General features: G+C 50.7%; 17 protein-coding genes. 7 read left to right on the top strand and 10 right to left on the bottom strand.

Annotated features, from left to right (window positions below; genetic code table 11):
• The first annotated feature begins 39 nt into the window (after positions 1 to 39).
• The 3 genes from Q0577_RS20785 (at position 40) to Q0577_RS20775 (ending at position 2,372) form a co-directional block, all read left to right on the top strand.
• Positions 40 to 918, top strand: coding sequence for an SDR family oxidoreductase (locus tag Q0577_RS20785; RefSeq protein WP_298739772.1), 879 nt, complete (start codon positions 40 to 42; stop codon positions 916 to 918).
• A gap of 159 nt (positions 919 to 1,077) precedes the next feature.
• The gene (locus tag Q0577_RS20780; RefSeq protein WP_298739769.1) at positions 1,078 to 1,887 is read left to right on the top strand and encodes an AraC family transcriptional regulator; all 810 of its coding nucleotides are present in this window, start codon (positions 1,078 to 1,080) and stop codon (positions 1,885 to 1,887) included.
• 215 nt (positions 1,888 to 2,102) lie between these two features.
• Positions 2,103 to 2,372: a metalloregulator ArsR/SmtB family transcription factor gene (locus Q0577_RS20775; protein WP_298739766.1), complete on the top strand. Its 270-nt coding sequence runs from the start codon at positions 2,103 to 2,105 to the stop codon at positions 2,370 to 2,372.
• 282 nt (positions 2,373 to 2,654) lie between these two features.
• On the opposite strand, the gene Q0577_RS20770 is transcribed toward Q0577_RS20775, so the two are convergent.
• Entirely contained in the window at positions 2,655 to 3,080 is a 426-nt protein-coding gene (locus Q0577_RS20770) for an OsmC family protein (RefSeq protein WP_298739763.1), read from the bottom strand.
• A gap of 97 nt (positions 3,081 to 3,177) precedes the next feature.
• Entirely contained in the window at positions 3,178 to 6,057 is a 2,880-nt protein-coding gene (locus Q0577_RS20765; protein WP_298739760.1) for a triple tyrosine motif-containing protein, read from the bottom strand.
• Between the two features lie 238 nt (positions 6,058 to 6,295).
• Here Q0577_RS20765 and Q0577_RS20760 point away from each other — a divergent pair, with 238 nt between their 5' ends.
• The gene (locus Q0577_RS20760) at positions 6,296 to 7,522 is read left to right on the top strand and encodes a family 16 glycosylhydrolase (RefSeq protein WP_298739758.1); all 1,227 of its coding nucleotides are present in this window, start codon (positions 6,296 to 6,298) and stop codon (positions 7,520 to 7,522) included.
• A 65-nt stretch (positions 7,523 to 7,587) separates the two neighbouring features.
• Here Q0577_RS20760 and Q0577_RS20755 read toward each other — a convergent pair whose 3' ends face one another.
• Positions 7,588 to 8,007: a DoxX family protein gene (locus Q0577_RS20755; RefSeq protein ID WP_298739755.1), complete on the bottom strand. Its 420-nt coding sequence runs from the start codon at positions 8,005 to 8,007 to the stop codon at positions 7,588 to 7,590.
• 274 nt (positions 8,008 to 8,281) lie between these two features.
• Between Q0577_RS20755 and Q0577_RS20750 the strand changes: the two genes are divergently transcribed.
• Positions 8,282 to 9,046 carry a basic secretory protein-like protein gene (locus Q0577_RS20750; protein ID WP_298739751.1) on the top strand — a complete coding sequence of 255 codons (765 nt, stop codon included), beginning with the start codon at positions 8,282 to 8,284 and terminating at the stop codon, positions 9,044 to 9,046.
• An 87-nt stretch (positions 9,047 to 9,133) separates the two neighbouring features.
• Here the strand turns inward: Q0577_RS20750 and Q0577_RS20745 are convergent, their stop codons facing one another.
• From Q0577_RS20745 to Q0577_RS20735, 3 genes are read right to left on the bottom strand one after another with little or no spacing between them, the layout of a single operon-like run.
• The gene (locus tag Q0577_RS20745) at positions 9,134 to 9,877 is read right to left on the bottom strand and encodes a metallophosphoesterase (protein ID WP_298739748.1); all 744 of its coding nucleotides are present in this window, start codon (positions 9,875 to 9,877) and stop codon (positions 9,134 to 9,136) included.
• A gap of 4 nt (positions 9,878 to 9,881) precedes the next feature.
• Positions 9,882 to 10,622, bottom strand: coding sequence for a nucleotidyltransferase (locus Q0577_RS20740; protein ID WP_298739745.1), 741 nt, complete (start codon positions 10,620 to 10,622; stop codon positions 9,882 to 9,884).
• Between the two features lie 55 nt (positions 10,623 to 10,677).
• Positions 10,678 to 11,283: an ABC transporter permease gene (locus tag Q0577_RS20735; protein ID WP_298739742.1), complete on the bottom strand. Its 606-nt coding sequence runs from the start codon at positions 11,281 to 11,283 to the stop codon at positions 10,678 to 10,680.
• Between the two features lie 273 nt (positions 11,284 to 11,556).
• Between Q0577_RS20735 and Q0577_RS20730 the strand changes: the two genes are divergently transcribed.
• Positions 11,557 to 12,204 (top strand): START domain-containing protein, encoded by a 648-nt coding sequence (locus Q0577_RS20730; RefSeq protein WP_298739739.1) that lies wholly within the window; start codon positions 11,557 to 11,559, stop codon positions 12,202 to 12,204.
• A 3-nt stretch (positions 12,205 to 12,207) separates the two neighbouring features.
• On the opposite strand, the gene Q0577_RS20725 is transcribed toward Q0577_RS20730, so the two are convergent.
• Together Q0577_RS20725 and Q0577_RS20720 are read right to left on the bottom strand one after the other, a co-directional pair.
• Positions 12,208 to 12,714: a hypothetical protein gene (locus Q0577_RS20725; RefSeq protein WP_298739736.1), complete on the bottom strand. Its 507-nt coding sequence runs from the start codon at positions 12,712 to 12,714 to the stop codon at positions 12,208 to 12,210.
• A gap of 117 nt (positions 12,715 to 12,831) precedes the next feature.
• Positions 12,832 to 13,653: a helix-turn-helix transcriptional regulator gene (locus Q0577_RS20720; protein WP_298739726.1), complete on the bottom strand. Its 822-nt coding sequence runs from the start codon at positions 13,651 to 13,653 to the stop codon at positions 12,832 to 12,834.
• A 91-nt stretch (positions 13,654 to 13,744) separates the two neighbouring features.
• Between Q0577_RS20720 and Q0577_RS20715 the strand changes: the two genes are divergently transcribed.
• Positions 13,745 to 14,626 (top strand): glycosyltransferase family 2 protein, encoded by an 882-nt coding sequence (locus tag Q0577_RS20715; protein WP_298739723.1) that lies wholly within the window; start codon positions 13,745 to 13,747, stop codon positions 14,624 to 14,626.
• Between the two features lie 95 nt (positions 14,627 to 14,721).
• Here the strand turns inward: Q0577_RS20715 and Q0577_RS20710 are convergent, their stop codons facing one another.
• On the bottom strand, positions 14,722 to 16,128 hold the full coding sequence (locus Q0577_RS20710) for an MATE family efflux transporter (protein ID WP_298739721.1): 1,407 nt from the start codon (positions 16,126 to 16,128) through the stop codon (positions 14,722 to 14,724).
• Positions 16,129 to 16,161: 33 nt separating this feature from the next.
• On the bottom strand, positions 16,162 to 17,472 hold the full coding sequence (locus Q0577_RS20705) for a SidA/IucD/PvdA family monooxygenase (RefSeq protein ID WP_298739719.1): 1,311 nt from the start codon (positions 17,470 to 17,472) through the stop codon (positions 16,162 to 16,164).
• Between the last annotated feature and the right edge of the window lie 3 nt (positions 17,473 to 17,475).

Raw genomic sequence — 17,475 nt, 5'->3', positions numbered from 1 at the left:
GCGGTGAAAGCGGAATTTTGGGGTATAAATAATTTGATCATGACACAGACAACATCACCTTCATTACTGATCACCGGGGCTACCGGCAACATAGGGTTTGAGCTGGCTAAACAATTATCGGCAAAAGGAGTGGCATTCAGGGCCCTGGTAAGGTCTAAAGAGAAAGCAGGCGAGCTGGCGTTGCTGCCAGGTGTGGAATTGGTGACCGCCGACCTTGCAGACCCCGAAAGCCTGGCTACAGCGCTGAAAGGGATCAGGCGCGCTTTCCTGCTCACCAATTCTTCTGAGCAGGCGGAAACATTGCAGAACGGCTTTGCTGATGCCGCCCGGAGTGCAGGCGTGCAGCATATTGTGAAGCTGTCACAGCTGGCTGCCGCTGCAGATTCGCCCGTGCGTTTCCTGCGTTATCACGCTGCTGTAGAACAGCATATCAAAGCAGCCGGGATGGCTTATACCTTTCTGCGGCCTAACCTGTTTATGCAGGGCCTGCTGGGCTTCAGCAGCACTATCAGCAGCAAGGGGATGTTCTTCGCCGCTATTGGGGATGCGCGTATAAGCCTGGTGGATATCCGTGATATTGCAACGGTGGCGGTTGCTGCACTGACAGCAGAGGGGCATGAAAGTAAGGTGTATACGATCACCGGGCCCGAAGCCTTAACGCATGCTGAATTGGCGGCACAATTTTCTGCAATACTGGGCCGCGAGATCCGTTTTGTCCAGGTATCTCCCGAAGACATGCGGAAGTCCCTCATCGATGTAGGGTTCCCGTTGTGGCAGGCTGACGGGCTGATAGAAGACTATGCCCATTATGCCAGGGGAGAAGCGGCCGCCGTGAGTGCTGATGTACAAACTGTTACCGGTCAGGCGCCCCGCAACTTCAACACTTTCGTAAAGGATTATGCGCGGGCGTTTTCGTGAGGTTTGAGGTTTGAAGTTTGAGGTTTGTTGAAAGTTAAAGGTGCTGAACAAGTGTGCTGTATCTGAACGCTGTTCCGCAACATTTAACCTTATAACGAACTTCAAACCTCAAACTTCAAACCTCAAACGTTAAATTTGCCTGGATATAAATCGGGTAATATGTCGGTTCAGCAAGCGCACAAGTCACAGATCCTGTATTCCTGTTATTATTCCAGGAACAGGGAGGGCGAGCAGTTCATACCGGAGCACGTGTTCAGTTATCAGGTGAGCGGTTCGCTCAGCCTGAATGACGGCAACGAAGTGTATACGTTTAACGAGGGTGATTTCCGTTTCTGCCGGCGAAACCAGCTGATAAAGTTTATCAAGCAGCCGGTCCCGGGCGGCGAATATGCTAACGTGTCTGTTTACCTGGACCAGGAAACATTGCGCAATTTTGCCATTGAGTATGGCTATCAGGCGGCTAAGCGGCAGGAGCATTGTCCCCCGGTGATGCTGCTGAATCCGGACCCGCTCTATAAAAGTTATATGCAATCGCTCATGCCCTATGAGCGCCTGGCCAATCCTGCCAATAAAGCGTTGCTGGTACTGAAACTGAAGGAAGTGATACTGATCCTGCTCCAGGCCAACCCCTCCCTGGCAGATGTGCTGTTCGATTTCAGCGAGCCGGGTAAAATAGACCTGGAAGCATTTATGAACCAGCACTTTCACTTCAATGTAGAGCTGAAGCGCTTTGCCTATCTCACGGGCAGAAGCCTGGCCACCTTTAAACGCGATTTTGAAAAGATCTTTCATAGTTCCCCCGCCCGCTGGCTGCAAAAACGCCGCCTGCAGGAGGCCCATTACCTGATCAGTGAAAAGGGCGCCGCCCCCTCCAGCATTTACCTGGACCTGGGGTTTGAAGATCTGTCGCACTTTTCTTTTGCGTTTAAGAAGATGTATGGGGTGTCACCGTCGAAGATGAAAGTTTAAAAGTTTGAAGTTTGAGGTTTGAGGTTTGAGGCTGGTTGGAAGTAGCAGGTTCCAGGACAAGTGTGCTATATCGGAAGACTCATCCTCAACATTTAACTTTTTAACGAACCTCAAACTTTGAATGGTGTCATAAGCACTGGTTTAACACGCTCATGGATGCTACGAAATTAGCCAATTTACCTTTGAGGAATAGTGCTAAATCGGTACATTTGCAAATGGACCTGAAAAGCGTTGAAAGAATCTCCAAAGCCATAGGTGACCCTCACCGCATTAAGATACTGCAGGCGGTAAAGAAGCAGGGCTGTCTGCCCTGCGCGGATATTTGTAACATGATCGATCTCACTCAATCTTCCATTTCCCATCACGTTAAACAACTCACAGATGCCGGCTTGCTCATAGCCGAAAAGGAAGGCCGTAATGTAAGGTACACGCTGGATAAAAAACTGCTGAACGAGTATACTAGGTTTCTGGCCACATTTGCGTAGGGGCGGAGGCTGGCCCGGCTGCCCGCCAGGCCCGGGGGGCCTCGCAATGACGGAGATGAAGACCCGGATCTTCAGTATAACTTTATTGCGTATAATGTCATTGCGAGGCGCAGCAAAGCTGATGTGCGTAGCGTGACGAAGCAATCCTTTTGTGTTATTGCTGCAATTAGCGGCACAAAGGATTGCTTCGGCCCGGCTTCCGCAATGCCCTGTGGGCCTCGCAATGACGAGGAAGACCCAATGATGGGGATGAGTACCCCATGACGAGTATAAATACCCTTCCTATTGATAAACTACATTCAGTGTAATCGGTGTTGCGGCCAGCGCCTTGGAAATAGGACAGTTCTCTTTTGCGCCTTTGGCGATCTCCAGGAATTTATCTTCCGGCAGGCCTTCAATGACAGAGGCTTTCAGCTCCAGTGCAATGCTGGTTATCTTCGGACCGGCTGCCGGGTCCAGTTCTACTACGGCGGTGGTGTTCAGGTCTCCGGGGGTAAATCCCGCCTGTGTGAGGGCAGCGCTTACAGCCATGGTAAAGCATCCTGCATGGGAGGCGCCCAGCAGTTCTTCGGGGTTAGTGCCCACACCATCCGCAAAACGGGTGTTAAATGAATACTGTGTCTGGTTCAACACCGTGCTCTGTGTAGAGATCTCTCCTTTTCCTTCTTTGAGGTTGCCCTTCCAATGGGCTGTAGCTGTTCTTTTCATAAAAATCGTTTTACACCTAAAATAATACATTTGAGGCGAAAGTTTAAGAGTTTGAAGGTGTGCTGAAATATCAGGCGGCTTTCAAACCTTCAAACCCTCAAACTGTTTCCACCACCGCAATGAGGAAGTCGTACAGGTTCATGTCGCCGGGGACTTCCAGTTTTTTACGCAAACGGTAACGGCTGGTTTCCACGCCGCGTACAGAAATGCCCATGGACTGCGCTATTTCCTTTGTGGTAAGGTTGATGCGCAGGTAGGCGCACAGCTTAAGGTCTGTAGGACTGAGGTCGGGGTATTTCTTCTTCAGTACGGACAGGAAATTGTTATGCACCTCATCAAAGTGACGGGAGAATTGTTCCCAGTCCTCTTCATTATTCTCCGCTTCTTCAAACAACCGAAGCACCCTTTTAAATGCATGCGGGGGCACGGGCTCTGCTTTTTTGATGGCCATCAGCAGCTCTTCTTTGATATGGAACAGCAGTTTGCCGCGTTGTAAGAGGTACATGGTGGCGGTGGCCAGCTCCTTATTCTTAAACTGTACTTCTGCCGCCAGCTTTTCATTCTGCAGGTGGATCAGCTCCTTTTCACGTTGTCCTTTTTCGTACTCATGCTGCAGTATCAGCCGATCCTGCGCCAACTGGTGCCTTCGCTGCTGTGCGGCAAATTTATTCTGCTGCAGCCGGTAAAGGTACCAGGCCAGTATCCCCAGCAGCACCACATACCCCATGCGGGCAGGCAGGCTGTGATACCAGGGGGGCAGGATGCGGAAGGTGTATCTTGCAGGGGCGGAGATATTGCCCAGGTTATCGCGCGCCTTTACCTGGAAGGTATAATGGCCGTAGGGCAGGTTGGTATAGTCTTTCTCCGTTTTAGCCGTCCATTCGCTCCAGCCTTTGTCAAAGCCTTCAAGGTAATAGCTGTACTCGGCCTTACTGGTATGCCCGTATACCGGGGAGGCATATTCGAAATGGAAATTGGAGTAGGCATTGGGCATCTGCTTGACCGTAGCCTGGTCTGCCGGAATATAGCCCCCGAACACGAGGCTGTCGGTACTTCCCAGGGCGTTCACCTGGCTGATCAATACCTGGGGCCTGTCTTTCTGCTGGAGGTAGTGCTTGTAGTTAATGTGGTACATGCCCCTTTCAGCGCCTACAAATATATTCTCTTCGTTATAGGGATAGATGAATTCAAAGCCACTGACGATCTTTCCCTTCAGTTCCGGGAAATAAACAATGCTGTATGGCTGTTTGGCAGTCGGTTTAAAGAAGTCTACCACGCCCGGCATCTTGTCTGATACGAACCAGATATTACCCCGGGCGTCTTCCGAGAGGTATTGCAGGCTCGCGTTCTTCAATACCGGGTAGAGCCAGGGGGAGGGGATGAAGGTATCTTTTGCCGCCTGGTACTCATAAATCCCTGCCTGGGTAGCCACTACCATACGGTTGCGGATACGGAACACGAAGTTGTTATAATCCGATGGCAGCCCTTTGGTGTGCGTGTACAGGGTATGGCGCAGGGTGGTATCCGGCTGTAGTACCAGCCTGTAAACACCCCTGTAGGGATGGGAGGCCCATACGATGCTGTCATGCTCGGTGGTGAGAAAGCGCAGGGATTCAAAGAGCCCTTTGATATGTTTTACGCCGGAGATGCTGTTGCCATTAACCTGCATAATGCGCAGGCCGTTATAGCAGCCGGCCAGTATATGAGAGGCGAGGGGCTGGAACAGCCAGCAGCCGCTGTTCTTCAGCAGGGGCACAGCGGTATTCTGTCTGATCTCGAATGCGCCTTCGTGGTGCCCCAGCAGCAGGTGATCGCCCACCTGTGAGAGGTTCCATATCTGCCCCTTCGTTTGCTGTACCATACTGAAACGGCTTTCCAGGAAACTGAGGTCGCTGCGACCGTCCAAAGGAGTGGTATAGAGGCCGTCTGCTGTGCCGATATACAGCTGCCCGTTAAACACCCGGGCCGTATAGGTGGTGAGGTAATGTTTATTGTCTGGCAGGATCTGTTTGATAGCGGTATTGTACCGGATCATGTCTATACCGTTATCCAGGGTGAGCCAGATGTTGCCCCCGGGGTCTGTAAAGATGCTGATCACGTTATTGTTCTGCAGCCCTTCGTCCAGGGTAAAGCGTTGTATCACTTCGCCGGTGCCCGGACGGATAATATAACAGCCACCCCAGGCAGTGCCGATGAGCAGCTGATCCCTGCCATAGGCGCGGGCACAGTAAATGCCGCTGGTGCGGAATATGCTGTCTGCATCGGTTTGAAAGGGGTAGAGCTGGTTATTATACATTTTGAACAGCCCGTTTTTCATGGTGCCCAGCAGCAGGGTGTCTCCGCGGTAATCCAGTATGGCGGTTACCTGTAGCTGCTGTGCGGCAACAGCCGGGCAAACGGCCTGCCAGGTGCCCTTGTTGTACTGCAACAGGCCGTTTCGCCGGTCCAATGCAAATAAATGCTGCCGGGTATTACATAATAAGCGCCATTCTACCGGCGCGCGGAATACCTGGATGCTATCCTTATAATACCGGAAGACCTTGTGATTGGTGCGGAAAAATACTGCACCATCATGCAGGGCTATATCCCATATATCCGCAAATTGTTTTTCGGTAACAGGGATCAGGGGCTTCAGGGAGGTGTATTGCAACACCCCGTCTGCATCCGCCTGGTAGTAGCCAAAGTCGTCCTGTGCGCCCACATAGATGCGGTCATCAGCGCCGGTTCTTACAGCCCGCAGGCGGGTATTGTTGGGCACCGGCAGCAGTTTCCAGAAGTGGCCGTTGAACGTCAGCAGTCCCTCGTTGTTGGCAAAGTAAAGAATGCCGTGCCTGTCTATATCCGCATCCCAGGTTTGCCCGCCACCCATGTATTGCTGTTTCGTATAATTTACGATGGCGGGTAATCCGATAATGTGCTGGCCTGACGCGCTGACGGCTATCCAAACGGGTAGCAGTAACATCAGGAGGTTTTTCATGTTCTCATAACGTTTCACTGCTAAAATAGGTATTATTCCTGGTTGTAGTAGTGGTGGCGTAGAATATCCGGATTGATAATCAATGACCTGTATTTTACTGAAGTAGTATTGACGTATCCCCAAATTGCACCCGGAAACATTAAATGCTGATCTTTGATCCCGGCTGACCAAGCCTTTTCCACGTCATCAATGGCCAACATCAGCAGCTAATTTATCCATGTCATCAATGTACATCTCTATGAAAAAACACACCTTATCTTTGCCTGCAGGCATCGTGCTGTCATTTTGCCTGTTTGCCGCTTCCTGTAAAAAAGACAACCAGGCGCCGGTAGAAAATGTTCCTGCATCGGATGATGTTCGTACACCAAAAACAGAGGCCGCCTATGAACTGGTATGGTCCGACGAATTTGACGGTACCAGTCTGAACACTTCCAAATGGAACTATGAAAATGGTAACCTGCGCGTTAACAATGAAAGGCAGTATTACCAGTCTTCCAACGTAAGCGTCAGCAATGGTAACCTGGTGATCACCGCCCGTAAGCAAACCGTAGAAGGCCAGCCCTATACCTCCGGCAGGATCAACACCGGCGGTAAATTCACACAGCGCTATGGCCGTATCGAAGCCCGTATGAAACTACCCGGTGTACAGGGGCTCTGGCCCGCCTTCTGGATGCTGGGCGCCAACATCGGCGAGCCGAACGTAGGCTGGCCCAAATGCGGCGAAATAGACATTATGGAGCACGTGAATACGGGTCCTACCGTATTAGGTACCATTCACTGGGATAACAACGGCCGTACCTACTATGGCGGTAATACCAATACCACGCCTACCGATTACCATGTCTATGCGATAGAATGGGATGCTTCTTCTATCCGCTGGTTTGTAGACGGCGTACAATTCCATGTGGCCAACATCGCCAACAACATCAACGGTACCGACGAGTTCCACAAGCCCTTCTTTATCATCTTTAACCTGGCGGTAGGCGGTGATCTGCCCGGACAGAACATCAATGACGGCGGACTGCCTGCCAGCATGCTGGTGGACTATGTAAGGGTATATAATATTGTGAACACACCTGGTACTGGTACCGCACCTATCGGCGCCACCATCAGCATACGGGGTAACAACAACCAGTTTGTAAGCGGCGAGAACGGTACGCAGGCCATGAACTGTAACCGCCCCACTGCCCAGGGCTGGGAGCAGTTTACCGTAGTGGATGCCGGTGGCGGAAAAATTGCCCTGCAGAGCATGGGTAAATACGTTTCATCAGAGAACGGCGTGCAGCCTATCACGTGCAACCGTGCAACAATAGGCGACTGGGAGAAATTTGACTGGGTATCCAATGCAGACGGTACCTTCTCCCTGCGCGGTAATAACGGCTTATACATCTCCAGCGAGAACGGTGCGCAGCCTATGACCTGCAACCGTGCTACTATTGATGGATGGGAGAAATTCAGGTACTGATTTATCCCTTTACTGCTATTTAATAAAGCGGGTGTCTCTTCTTTCAGGAGACACCCGCTTTACTTTTATGCAGTTGCAAGACCACCCTGCACTACCCGGCTGCGGCCACGGTTAAAGGCGCCCGCGTTCAGCAGCTTGTGATAGTACACGTAAGACACTATCAATATAACCAGTACCACCAGCGGGAAAATGGCGAAGCTGCCAATACCGTATATCACGGCATTGCTCACAGCTGCACAGATCAGGCTGATACCAAAGCCGGCGTAAGCCCATTCTTTCAGGCGGGCGGGAATAAAGGGCAGGGCCAGGATGATGCCGCCGATCACTTTAAAAACGGTGAGCATAACCCTGAAATAGTCGGGGTAGCCCAGTTTCCTGATCGCTTCTACGGCAAGGGGGGTATGAGAAGTAAGGCCGGGCATAACGCCGTCCCACAATACGAAAATGATGGTAGCAATCCAGAAGATGATCTTGTTCTTTTTCATAACTTATGTTTTAAAATTTGTTTGCGTGTTTGTTCAATGCAAAACTGCTGCTTTTTCCCGGAAGTGGTCATGCGTGAATACGACATTTTGAGGGGGCGATTGCGACATCATATTAAAGTTAAGTGACATGATACTGACATTTGCAGGGAAGAAAGGGTGTTTTATGTGGCAGAACTGTCATTATTTGTGTGGAAGTTATGAAAGTATAGGGTTAATCACTAAATTTCATTAGACCGCTTGTTATATCCGCTCCCCATGAAAACCCAAATTCAAAATGAAACACCCTCTTAAGCATTCCATTTTACACGGTGTACTCAGCCTTCTTTTTATTACTGCCTGCAGCAAATCCGGGCTGGTAAAACCCGCTGCACAAGACCCTCTCGATGAACAGCCTGTCAGCACCGGTAACGTAGCGGCCCTTGCCACCACACCCGTAGGTACGGTTACCTACCGCAGCAACGGCTATACGGTAAGGTTCACCAACAACGACGCTACCTTTGACAATGCCGTTTACCAGCGGATGATCAACACGTTCTTCAGCGTGTATCCTACACTGGTAAACCGCTTTTACACCAATGCCGCCAGAACGGTATCCTTTACCATCGATCCGTCTTATAACGGTGTAGCCTATACATCGGGCACCAGCGTTACCTACAGCGCCGCCTGGTTTCACAGCAACCCGGAAGACATTGATGTTGTGACCCACGAAGTAATGCACATTGTACAGGCCTATACCGGGGGCGCTCCCGGCTGGCTCACCGAGGGCATTGCCGACTATGTACGCTATAAATACGGCGTGAATAACGGTCCGGCCGGATGGTCACTACCTGCATGGTCCCCATCACAGCATTACACCAACGCCTACCGGGTAACTGCCCGCTTCCTGGTATGGCTGGAACTGCATGTTCGCAGCACGATCGTTAATGATCTGAACACTGCGCTGCGCAATAAAACCTACAGCGGCAGTACCTGGAACAGTCTTACCGGTAAATCGGTAGACCAGCTCTGGGCAGACTATTCCCAGAACCCTGCCTTATAAGGCATTTTCAGTGTAACGACGTTATCCATACTACGGTATTACCTGATATTCATTAACCAGGAGAGCGTATAACAGGCGGTTGGTTTTTTACACTTCCAGCAGGTAGTACGGCGTTTTATAGCCTGCCTTGGTCAACACAGGTTTCGATACATTGAACACCTTTACACCACCCGGTGCTTCGCCTTCCAGTGTACCCATGTGTGCGTGTCCGTGAAAAGCAGCGATTACGCCACGACGGCTCAGGGGCTCTGCCAGGCGGGATGAGCCCAGGAAAGGAAAGATCTCTTCCGACTCGCCGATAACCGTGGCTTTAACAGGCGAGTAATGCATAACGGCAATTTTCTTCAGGTCTTTATGTTCCTGGTCCAGCCGTGCAAGCGCACGGTCCAGGTGCAGGGTTTCATCTACTGTTTCCTGTACAAAGGTTTTCATGGCGCCTTCGCCGAACATAGAGAGCATGTGATTGTCAAAGCCGCCGCCAAAACCTTTTACGCCTGCAAAACCGGTATCGGCTACTACTACTGCTTCGCCATCCAGTATATGCAGTCCTTCGTGCTGCTGCATGATCTGCCGGATCAGCTTATGTCTTCCTTTCTCATGATCATGGTTGCCCAATACTGCCACGATAGGAATGGTGCAGGCTTTCAGCTCTTCCACCAGTATCTGCGCTTCCGTTTCATCGCCGGTATCTGTCAGGTCTCCGCAGATCACAAGTACGTCGGCATTTTTGGATACTTCTTCAAAGAAAGGCCGCCATTTTCCCTTGTCGGTGTCCTGGGTATGAATATCCCCGATCGCTGCTATGCGTGTTTTTCCGTTCTTTGCTGCCATACAATTATACGGTTTTGATAGTGTAAGATTTATAATCCCACTGCTTTACATCGGTCTCATATTGTGTCTGGTCTATTATCGGCCCGCGGCACACTTTTTCCACGGCAGGGGGCAGGTCATACTGTTCATTGGCTTTTGCGATAAGCGCATCGAACAGCCATTTTGGAATAATGCGCTGGTAGTCTGCCGGGTAAACAAACTGGAAGAGCAGCAGCTGCGCCAGCAACAGATGCCAGTGATTGTCCAGCAGTGTGAGCACCCGTTTCCAGTCCAGATTCGGGTGGCGGAGTATGATATGGTTTACATCTGCACCGTCGTAACGTTCCCTGTTCTGCACATATATCTTGCAGCGCACCAGGTCTTCCGGGGAAAGCAGCTGTACCTGTACGCCTACAAATTCGGCGGTAACAGAATGGGTATACCAGCTTTCATCCACATGAAAAATACTATTGACGGAGGAGAAGATGATGTCTACAAAATATTCGCCCTTGAACACCTTAGCGAGCCAGCGTACATCGGTTAACTCGGTGCGGTAACCTTTTTCCGCAAAGTGTTTCAGTATCTTCGGATACTCTGAGGGGGCGCAAAATACATCCAGGTCTTTTGTGTCCCTGTAAATACCGGTGTAGTGAAACAAAGCGAATGCACCGCCCAGCATAAACCTGGCTCCGCTTTCCTGTAACAGTATGAGTGCTTCCCTGTAAAACGCGTGTGCTTCTGAAATTTCTTGTGCTGCTGGTATCATATGCCAGCTGTACTTCAAAAGTCATTCCAGCACAAACAGGCTGGACAGTAAACATTTAACGGTTATCCACCTTCAATGGCTGTCCTACGGGGTTACTATCGCCAAAATATTTCTGTGCCACGTTTTTGGTGAGCACAATGCTGTAGGGCGCCTGCAGCGCGGTATGCGGATTGCCAGCCAGCATTTTCCAGCTGAAAACATCAAAGGCGGCAGCATCCATGAAAACGATATTGGTCTCTTCAAAACGCTTGTCTTTGTACTCCAGCAGGTAATCAGTAGAACTGGTGAACTGCACTACGTGCCTGATCTGCGGGAAGTCTGCTTTTAGCGCCGGTCCTACGGGTGCATTGCCCCATACGTCGAAGTCCTCCGGGGAGGGAGGAGGCAGCTTTTCATCCGCCTGTACATCGCGGTAAGCATGCACCACGCGGTAAATATTGTCTGCATGCACGTGGTAACGGTCATAAGACAGTTCATCCTTCACGTACAGGGAGATGAGCACGCAGCAGGCAATGCCTACGGCCAGGCCGGTAATATTGATGATGGAATAAGCCTTGTTCCTGGCCAGGCTTCTCCAGGCGATCTTAAAGTAGCTTTTCAGCATTTGCTTTACATTATGCCACAGCTGCTCAAAAAGACTGCCATTTGAAAGGCCCGCCACGGGCTTGTGTTTCCAAGGAACATGCGCGGGGCGCCTGTTCACATCCGGACAAATTTGTTCAGAAACGGACGTTGGGTAAGCTGTTAGCCATTAACTATTAGCTGTCAGGGATTGGAGCGATGATGATCTCTGCAGCATGCTAACAGCTATTGGCTGATAGCCAACAGCTGCGAGCAATTAGCTCTTTCTGCCAATTATTATCAGTAACTTGCATCCTTGAAAAACAGGTGCAAAAGGCCGGAATTTATTAATTGACAGGACTTTATCATGTATATGCGAAAAATGATTATCACACTTTGCCTGGCAATGATGGCTAGCCTGCAAGGCAAAGGGCAGGAAGACTGGAAGCTGAAGGTAAACAAGGAAGGGATCGAGATCTATACCAAACCTTCAATTCTGAATGCAAAACTGAAAGCCATCAGGGTACGTTGTGAACTGCCCGCCACTTTAACCCAGCTGGTTTACATTGTACTGGATGTTAATGCAGGGGCAGACTGGGTGTACAGCACCAAATCCAGCACCCTGCTCAAACAGGTTTCTCCCGCAGAAGTATATTACTATTCAGAGGTATCGCTGCCCTGGCCCTGCAGCAACCGCGATTTTGTTGCTCATTTAACAGCCAGGCAGGACCCGCAAACCAAAGTGGTGACCATAGACGGCCCCACGGTGGATGGTATGGTGCCCGAGAAGAAGAATATTGTCCGCGTCAGTAAATCATCCGGTAAATGGATCATTACCCCGTTGCCTAACAGGAACGTGCGGATAGACTATACCCTGGAAACCGATCCGGGCGGTGCACTGCCTGCATGGCTGGTGAACCTCTTCGTAACAAAAGGCCCCATGGAAACCTTCCGGAAATTAAAGGAACAGGTAGCCAAACCTGCCTACCGCAACGTAAAGTTGCCCTTTGTTGTAGAGTAAGCCTTATACAGTGATATCCAGTATTGGCCTGTCTGCAATGGGCTTATGATGTCCGTTGTGAGAGAGTTTGTGGCGGGCATCCTGCTTTTTATCGCAGAGGTAAGCCAATCCGGCCGCTACTAACCCGCCTGCCAGGTATAAACCCATGGTCATGTATTTGCGCTTTGCACTGGCTCCGGTATAACCGCTGCTCAGGTCCATCAGTTTGGGGAGCATTACCGCGGCTAAACCCATGGTGGTACCCAGGAAACCCCCGGCGGCAGCTGCTTTCTTTGTTCTTATACCAGCAAGGCTGTAGTAAAGGCTGTTGAAAAGGAGATCTCCGGCCAGGCTGGCGTTGTAGAGCTGCTTATCAGACAGGTGCTTCTTTTTGAGCAGTTTTGCAGTGGCCTGTTTACCCAACAGGTCTAAACGCGGCGCATCCGGGTTCATTTTCTTCAGCAGCTCCTGCAGCAGGGTGAGGGTAACGGCGCCGCCCAGGCCGCCGATCAGAGAAGATGATAGTCGCATAACAGTACGGTTTTTCCATAATCCCGGAACAAAATCCATTCCGCCGTATGCCGGTGTTCATGTAATAATACTTTTTTAACAAAAATGGGTAAGCACCAAGGAGAACACTTGCGAATGTTAACCAAGCACTTCGGCCAGGTTGTCCACTACTTCCGTGGAATGCTTCCGGAACTGGTTGGGAGAGGCGCCGGCAAACTCCTTAAAGGCGCGGATATAATGCGAATGGTCTGCATAATCATGCTCATAGGCAATATCTGACAGCTTACTGAAATCACGCTGGCGCAGCTGTTGCAGGCTGGACTGAAAACGGCAGATGCGGGCAAACAATTTAGGGGAAATACCTACCCACTGTTTAAACTTCCGTTCAAAGCTTCTTTCCGTAAGGAAGAGCTGTTCCTGCAGGAATTTCAATGACACACTTCCCTTTGACTGTACAATCTGGTGCACGGCATGCTTCATACCCGGATCGGCTATGGCTTTATTGTCCAGGATGCGGGAGAAGAGATAGGAAGAAAGGATGGCCACCTGTTCAGCAGCGCCCTTTGCTTCCGCGATCTGTGCGTACAGGGAAACACCCTGCCGGTTGCTGAAGGCTACAAGGTCAATACAATCATCCGTTATTTCATGTGCATTCAGGCCGAAGACAGCTTTAACGGCATTGGGGTAGAAGAATACGCCGATGCTGCCAAAGTTCCCGCAGGAGTGGAGTATCCGCGGCCTGGTGGCCTGACCGTACAGGAAAATATCAGGCAACTTATCATGATTTTCATCATGCAAGCCTCCTGCTGCCGGTTGCTGGAAGATCAGGCCGGGGCATCCGTCGGGTATGGTGCGGAAGGTCCTGAGAGGAATGTCGCCTGTTCCGTGATGCTCCAGTGTCCAGAAGAACCGGACATAATCCTTCAGGTAGTCCGGCGGAGGTATCTTTGCATAGCGCATGCAGGATAACGGTTTAATCTTGTTTTGTAAAAATATATGAAATTTTTCTATTTTCACGGCGTTTTGCCAAGCAAATATTTATCACCCATATATGAAAGTAACCGGATTTACCTTTGTGCGGAATGCTGTCAAGCTGGATTACCCGGTAGTGGAAGCCATTTCCTCCATTCTCCCGCTTTGTGATGAAGTGATCGTCCTCGTAGGCAATTCAGAAGATACTACGCCGGAGCTGATCAGATCTATTAACTCTCCCAAGATCCGGATCTTTGATTCTGTCTGGGATGATTCCATGCGTGAAGGCGGCCGGGTGCTGGCTATCGAAACGGATAAAGCCATGCAGCATATCAGTCCGGATACTACCTGGTGCTTCTATATCCAGGCGGATGAGGTAGTGCATGAGGATGATTATCCTGCCATCCGTGCCGCCATGGAAAAATACAGGGATGACCAGCGGGTGGAAGGCCTGCTGTTTAACTACATACATTTCTACGGTACTTACGATTATGTAGGCGATTCCCGCACCTGGTACAAGCACGAGATCCGTATTGTGCGTAATGTAAAAGGGCTGCATTCCTATAAAGACGCCCAGGGCTTCCGCATAGACAACAGGAAACTGTATGTAAAACCGGTGAATGCCCGTATTCACCATTACGGCTGGGTAAAAGACAACAGAACAGCCGGTTTTGAAAAATGGAAGAACACCATCCTGCTGTATCACGGTCATGACAAGGAAAAGACAGACGCCATCCTGTCTTCTAACTGGTTTGACTATACGGGGATCGACTCGCTGGCTAAGTTCAAAGGCACGCACCCCGCAGTGATGAAGGAACATATTGCGCGCAAGAACTGGGAGTTTGAACATGACATCAGCAAGAAGCAATTCAAGAACTTCACCAAAAAGATGTTGTACTGGATAGAGCGATGGACAGGCAAGCGGCTGTTTGATTACCGCAACTATAAACTGTTGAGATAAGACTTATTGATAAAGGATGAAGGGCCGGCATGAATAGTGCCGGCCCTTTTATTTTTAAGATCATTCGTCTGGCATATCAGCAGCAGTCGTGGTATTCAGATGCTGATGTTTTTCCATCTGCCTTTTCTGAATACCAGGATGCAGCATACCGCCAGTATGATTTCTGACAGCAGTATGGCGCCGAAAATACCTTTTGATCCCATGCCTGCGCGGATACCCAGTATATAGGCAAGCGGCAGCTGGATGATGTAGAACATCAGGATATACAGCAGCGTTACCACATGCACGTGCCCGGCGGCATTCAGTGATCGTGAGATCACCATGGTATAGCCAAAGAAGAAGAAAGCAACGGCCATGCAGCGTAAATACAGTATAGCATTATCCACTACAGCTGCTTCGCTGCTGAAGGCTGCCACCAGGGGCCTGGTGAACAGCAGCAGTACCAGCGATATCAATCCCAGGAAGCACATATTGAACATACCTGTTTTCCATACAGACTGCGCTGCTCTTTCCGGCTGCCGGGCTCCCAGGTTCTGACCTGTAAGCACACCGGCCGCATTGGCAATGCCCCATGCGGGTAGTGTGGCGCATACAATGATACGGTCGGCAATAATGTAGCCGGTTAAGGTAGCTTCGCCCAGCTGAGCAACGATGGTGATCATCAGCAACCAGCTGCTGGCTGGTATGAGGTATTGTAGCGTGCCTGCAGCGCCCAGTTTCAGCAGCTTGTGCATAATAGCGGGCACGATGTTGAATTGCCGGCGGCCTATTACCAATATGGTCTTTTTCTGCCCCAGGTACCAACACTGGTAAGTTACTGCTGCCAGGTTGCCGATACCATTGCCAATGGCGGCGCCCGTAAGGCCCAGCGCAGGTATGGGGCCCCAGCCAAAGATGAGGATACCGCCTGCGGCGGCATTCACCACAAAGGCCAGCAGAAAAGTGCGCATGGCCATTGCTGCATCGCCCGAGCCGCGGAAGATGCCGTTCATCAACATCCGCAGCACCAGGAAGATGATACAGCCAAAACGGATCTTCGTATAAAGATCGCCTTCACGTACCAGTATTTCAGTTGCGCCGATGGCATGCAGGATCTCTTTGTTGAAGAACATACACCCTGTGCCGAAAAGAACGGCGATCACCACGCCGGTGTAAATTGATTGCACGGCGGTAAGTCCGGCTGTTTCCAGGTCCCTTTCGCCGATCCTGCGGGCGATCAGCGCACTGGCGGCAATGTTGAGGCCCACCGGAACGGCATAGATGATAAGGATCACCGAGCCCGTCATGCCGGCGATGTTGATGGCATTATCGCCCAGGCGGCTTACATATACCAGGTCTACTACTACGAATAATGATTCGATCAGCAGCTCGAACATGGCGGGCAGCGATAGCAGGAAAGCGGCCCTGGTTACGCTGCTGGTAGTGAAGTTCTTTTCCGTGCCCAGCATGGCAATGCGGACAAGGTTAAATAGGGAGCGTGTTCTGACTATAAGTGATTGCACGATAGTGAGTTTAAAGGGTGGAGGGCTTGCGCATCATACAGGCTGCGGGAGCGCTGTTACGCCAAAGTCCTGGTAGGCGATCCTTTCTTCCGGGTGATAGATCTCTCTGCCGGTGATGGTGTTGATGATCCATGAATTGCGATAGGCCCCCATGCTCAGGTCGGGCGCGGTAAAACCATGCGTATGGGTTTCTGCGTTCTGTAGGAAGATCTCCTGTCCGTTCACATCTATTGTATAGTTGCGTTGCACATCAAAAGCGCCATTGTGCATACGGCAGATGCGTTCACTAATGCCCTGCAGGAAGGCGGGTTCGTTATACCGGTAACCGGTAGCCAGCAGGATGGAAGATGCCTGGTGAGAAAAGGGGGTCTGCTGCTGCAGCTGCATGAACTGCAGTGTATACAGTTTATCCTGCAGGGCAGGGGTAATGCTGGTTAGCTCGCAGTTGGCGCGCAGCTGTACAGGCACTTTTTTACCACCAACGGTCATTTCATACAGCATATCATAGATCTGGTCTATCAGGCTGTAGTTAATGCCTTTGGAAAGGGAATTTTGGGTACGCAATATACTGGCCCGCCGGTCTGCCGGCAGCCGGTAAAAATAGCTGACATAGTCCGGGGAGCTGATCTCCAGTGTAAGCTTGGAATGCTCCATGGGGAAGAAGCGGTCAGAGCGGGTGAACCAATGCAGGCGGAAACCGTTTTGTGCTTCGGGCAACAGGTCGTAGAACACTTCTGCGGCGCTTTGCCCGGAACCTACAATGGTCAGTGATCCCTGCTGCAGGATGTCTTTCTTTGCGCTGAGATATTCGGAGGAATGGATCACACCCGGCAGCCTGTTATTATCAATGAAGGGGGGCATATATGGCTGTGTACCGGTGCCGATCACCAGTCTTTCCGCCTGGTAGGTAGTGGTTTCACCGGTACGTGTATGCGAAACGGTTACCTGGTAAAGGCCTTCTGTATATGTCACTTTTGTAACCCGGTGAGAGAAGCGGCAGTTAGGCAGCTGTGCTGCCACCCATTTGCAGTATATGTTGTACTCGCGGCGCAGCATGTAGAAGTCGTGCCGTATAAAGAACTGGAACAGCCTGCCTGTTTTTTTCAGGAAGTTAAGGAAGCTGAAACGGCTGGTAGGATCTGCCATGGTTACCAGGTCGGTACCCATAAAAGGATCCTGTAGGGTGGTGTGCTGCAGCATCAGCCCGGGGTGCCAGTCAAATGCGTCTGTCTGGTCAAAGAACAGGGCATTTACTTCCTGCACTGGTTCGAGCAGGGCGGCTAGTCCCAGGTTAAAAGGCCCGATGCCGATGCCGATAATAGAATAGATCTGTTGGGTATGCATGAT

It is taken from the genome of uncultured Chitinophaga sp. (assembly GCF_937898475.1).
Classification (GTDB): Bacteria; Bacteroidota; Bacteroidia; order Chitinophagales; family Chitinophagaceae; genus Chitinophaga.
This window is presented reverse-complemented; position numbering and strand designations above follow the sequence as displayed.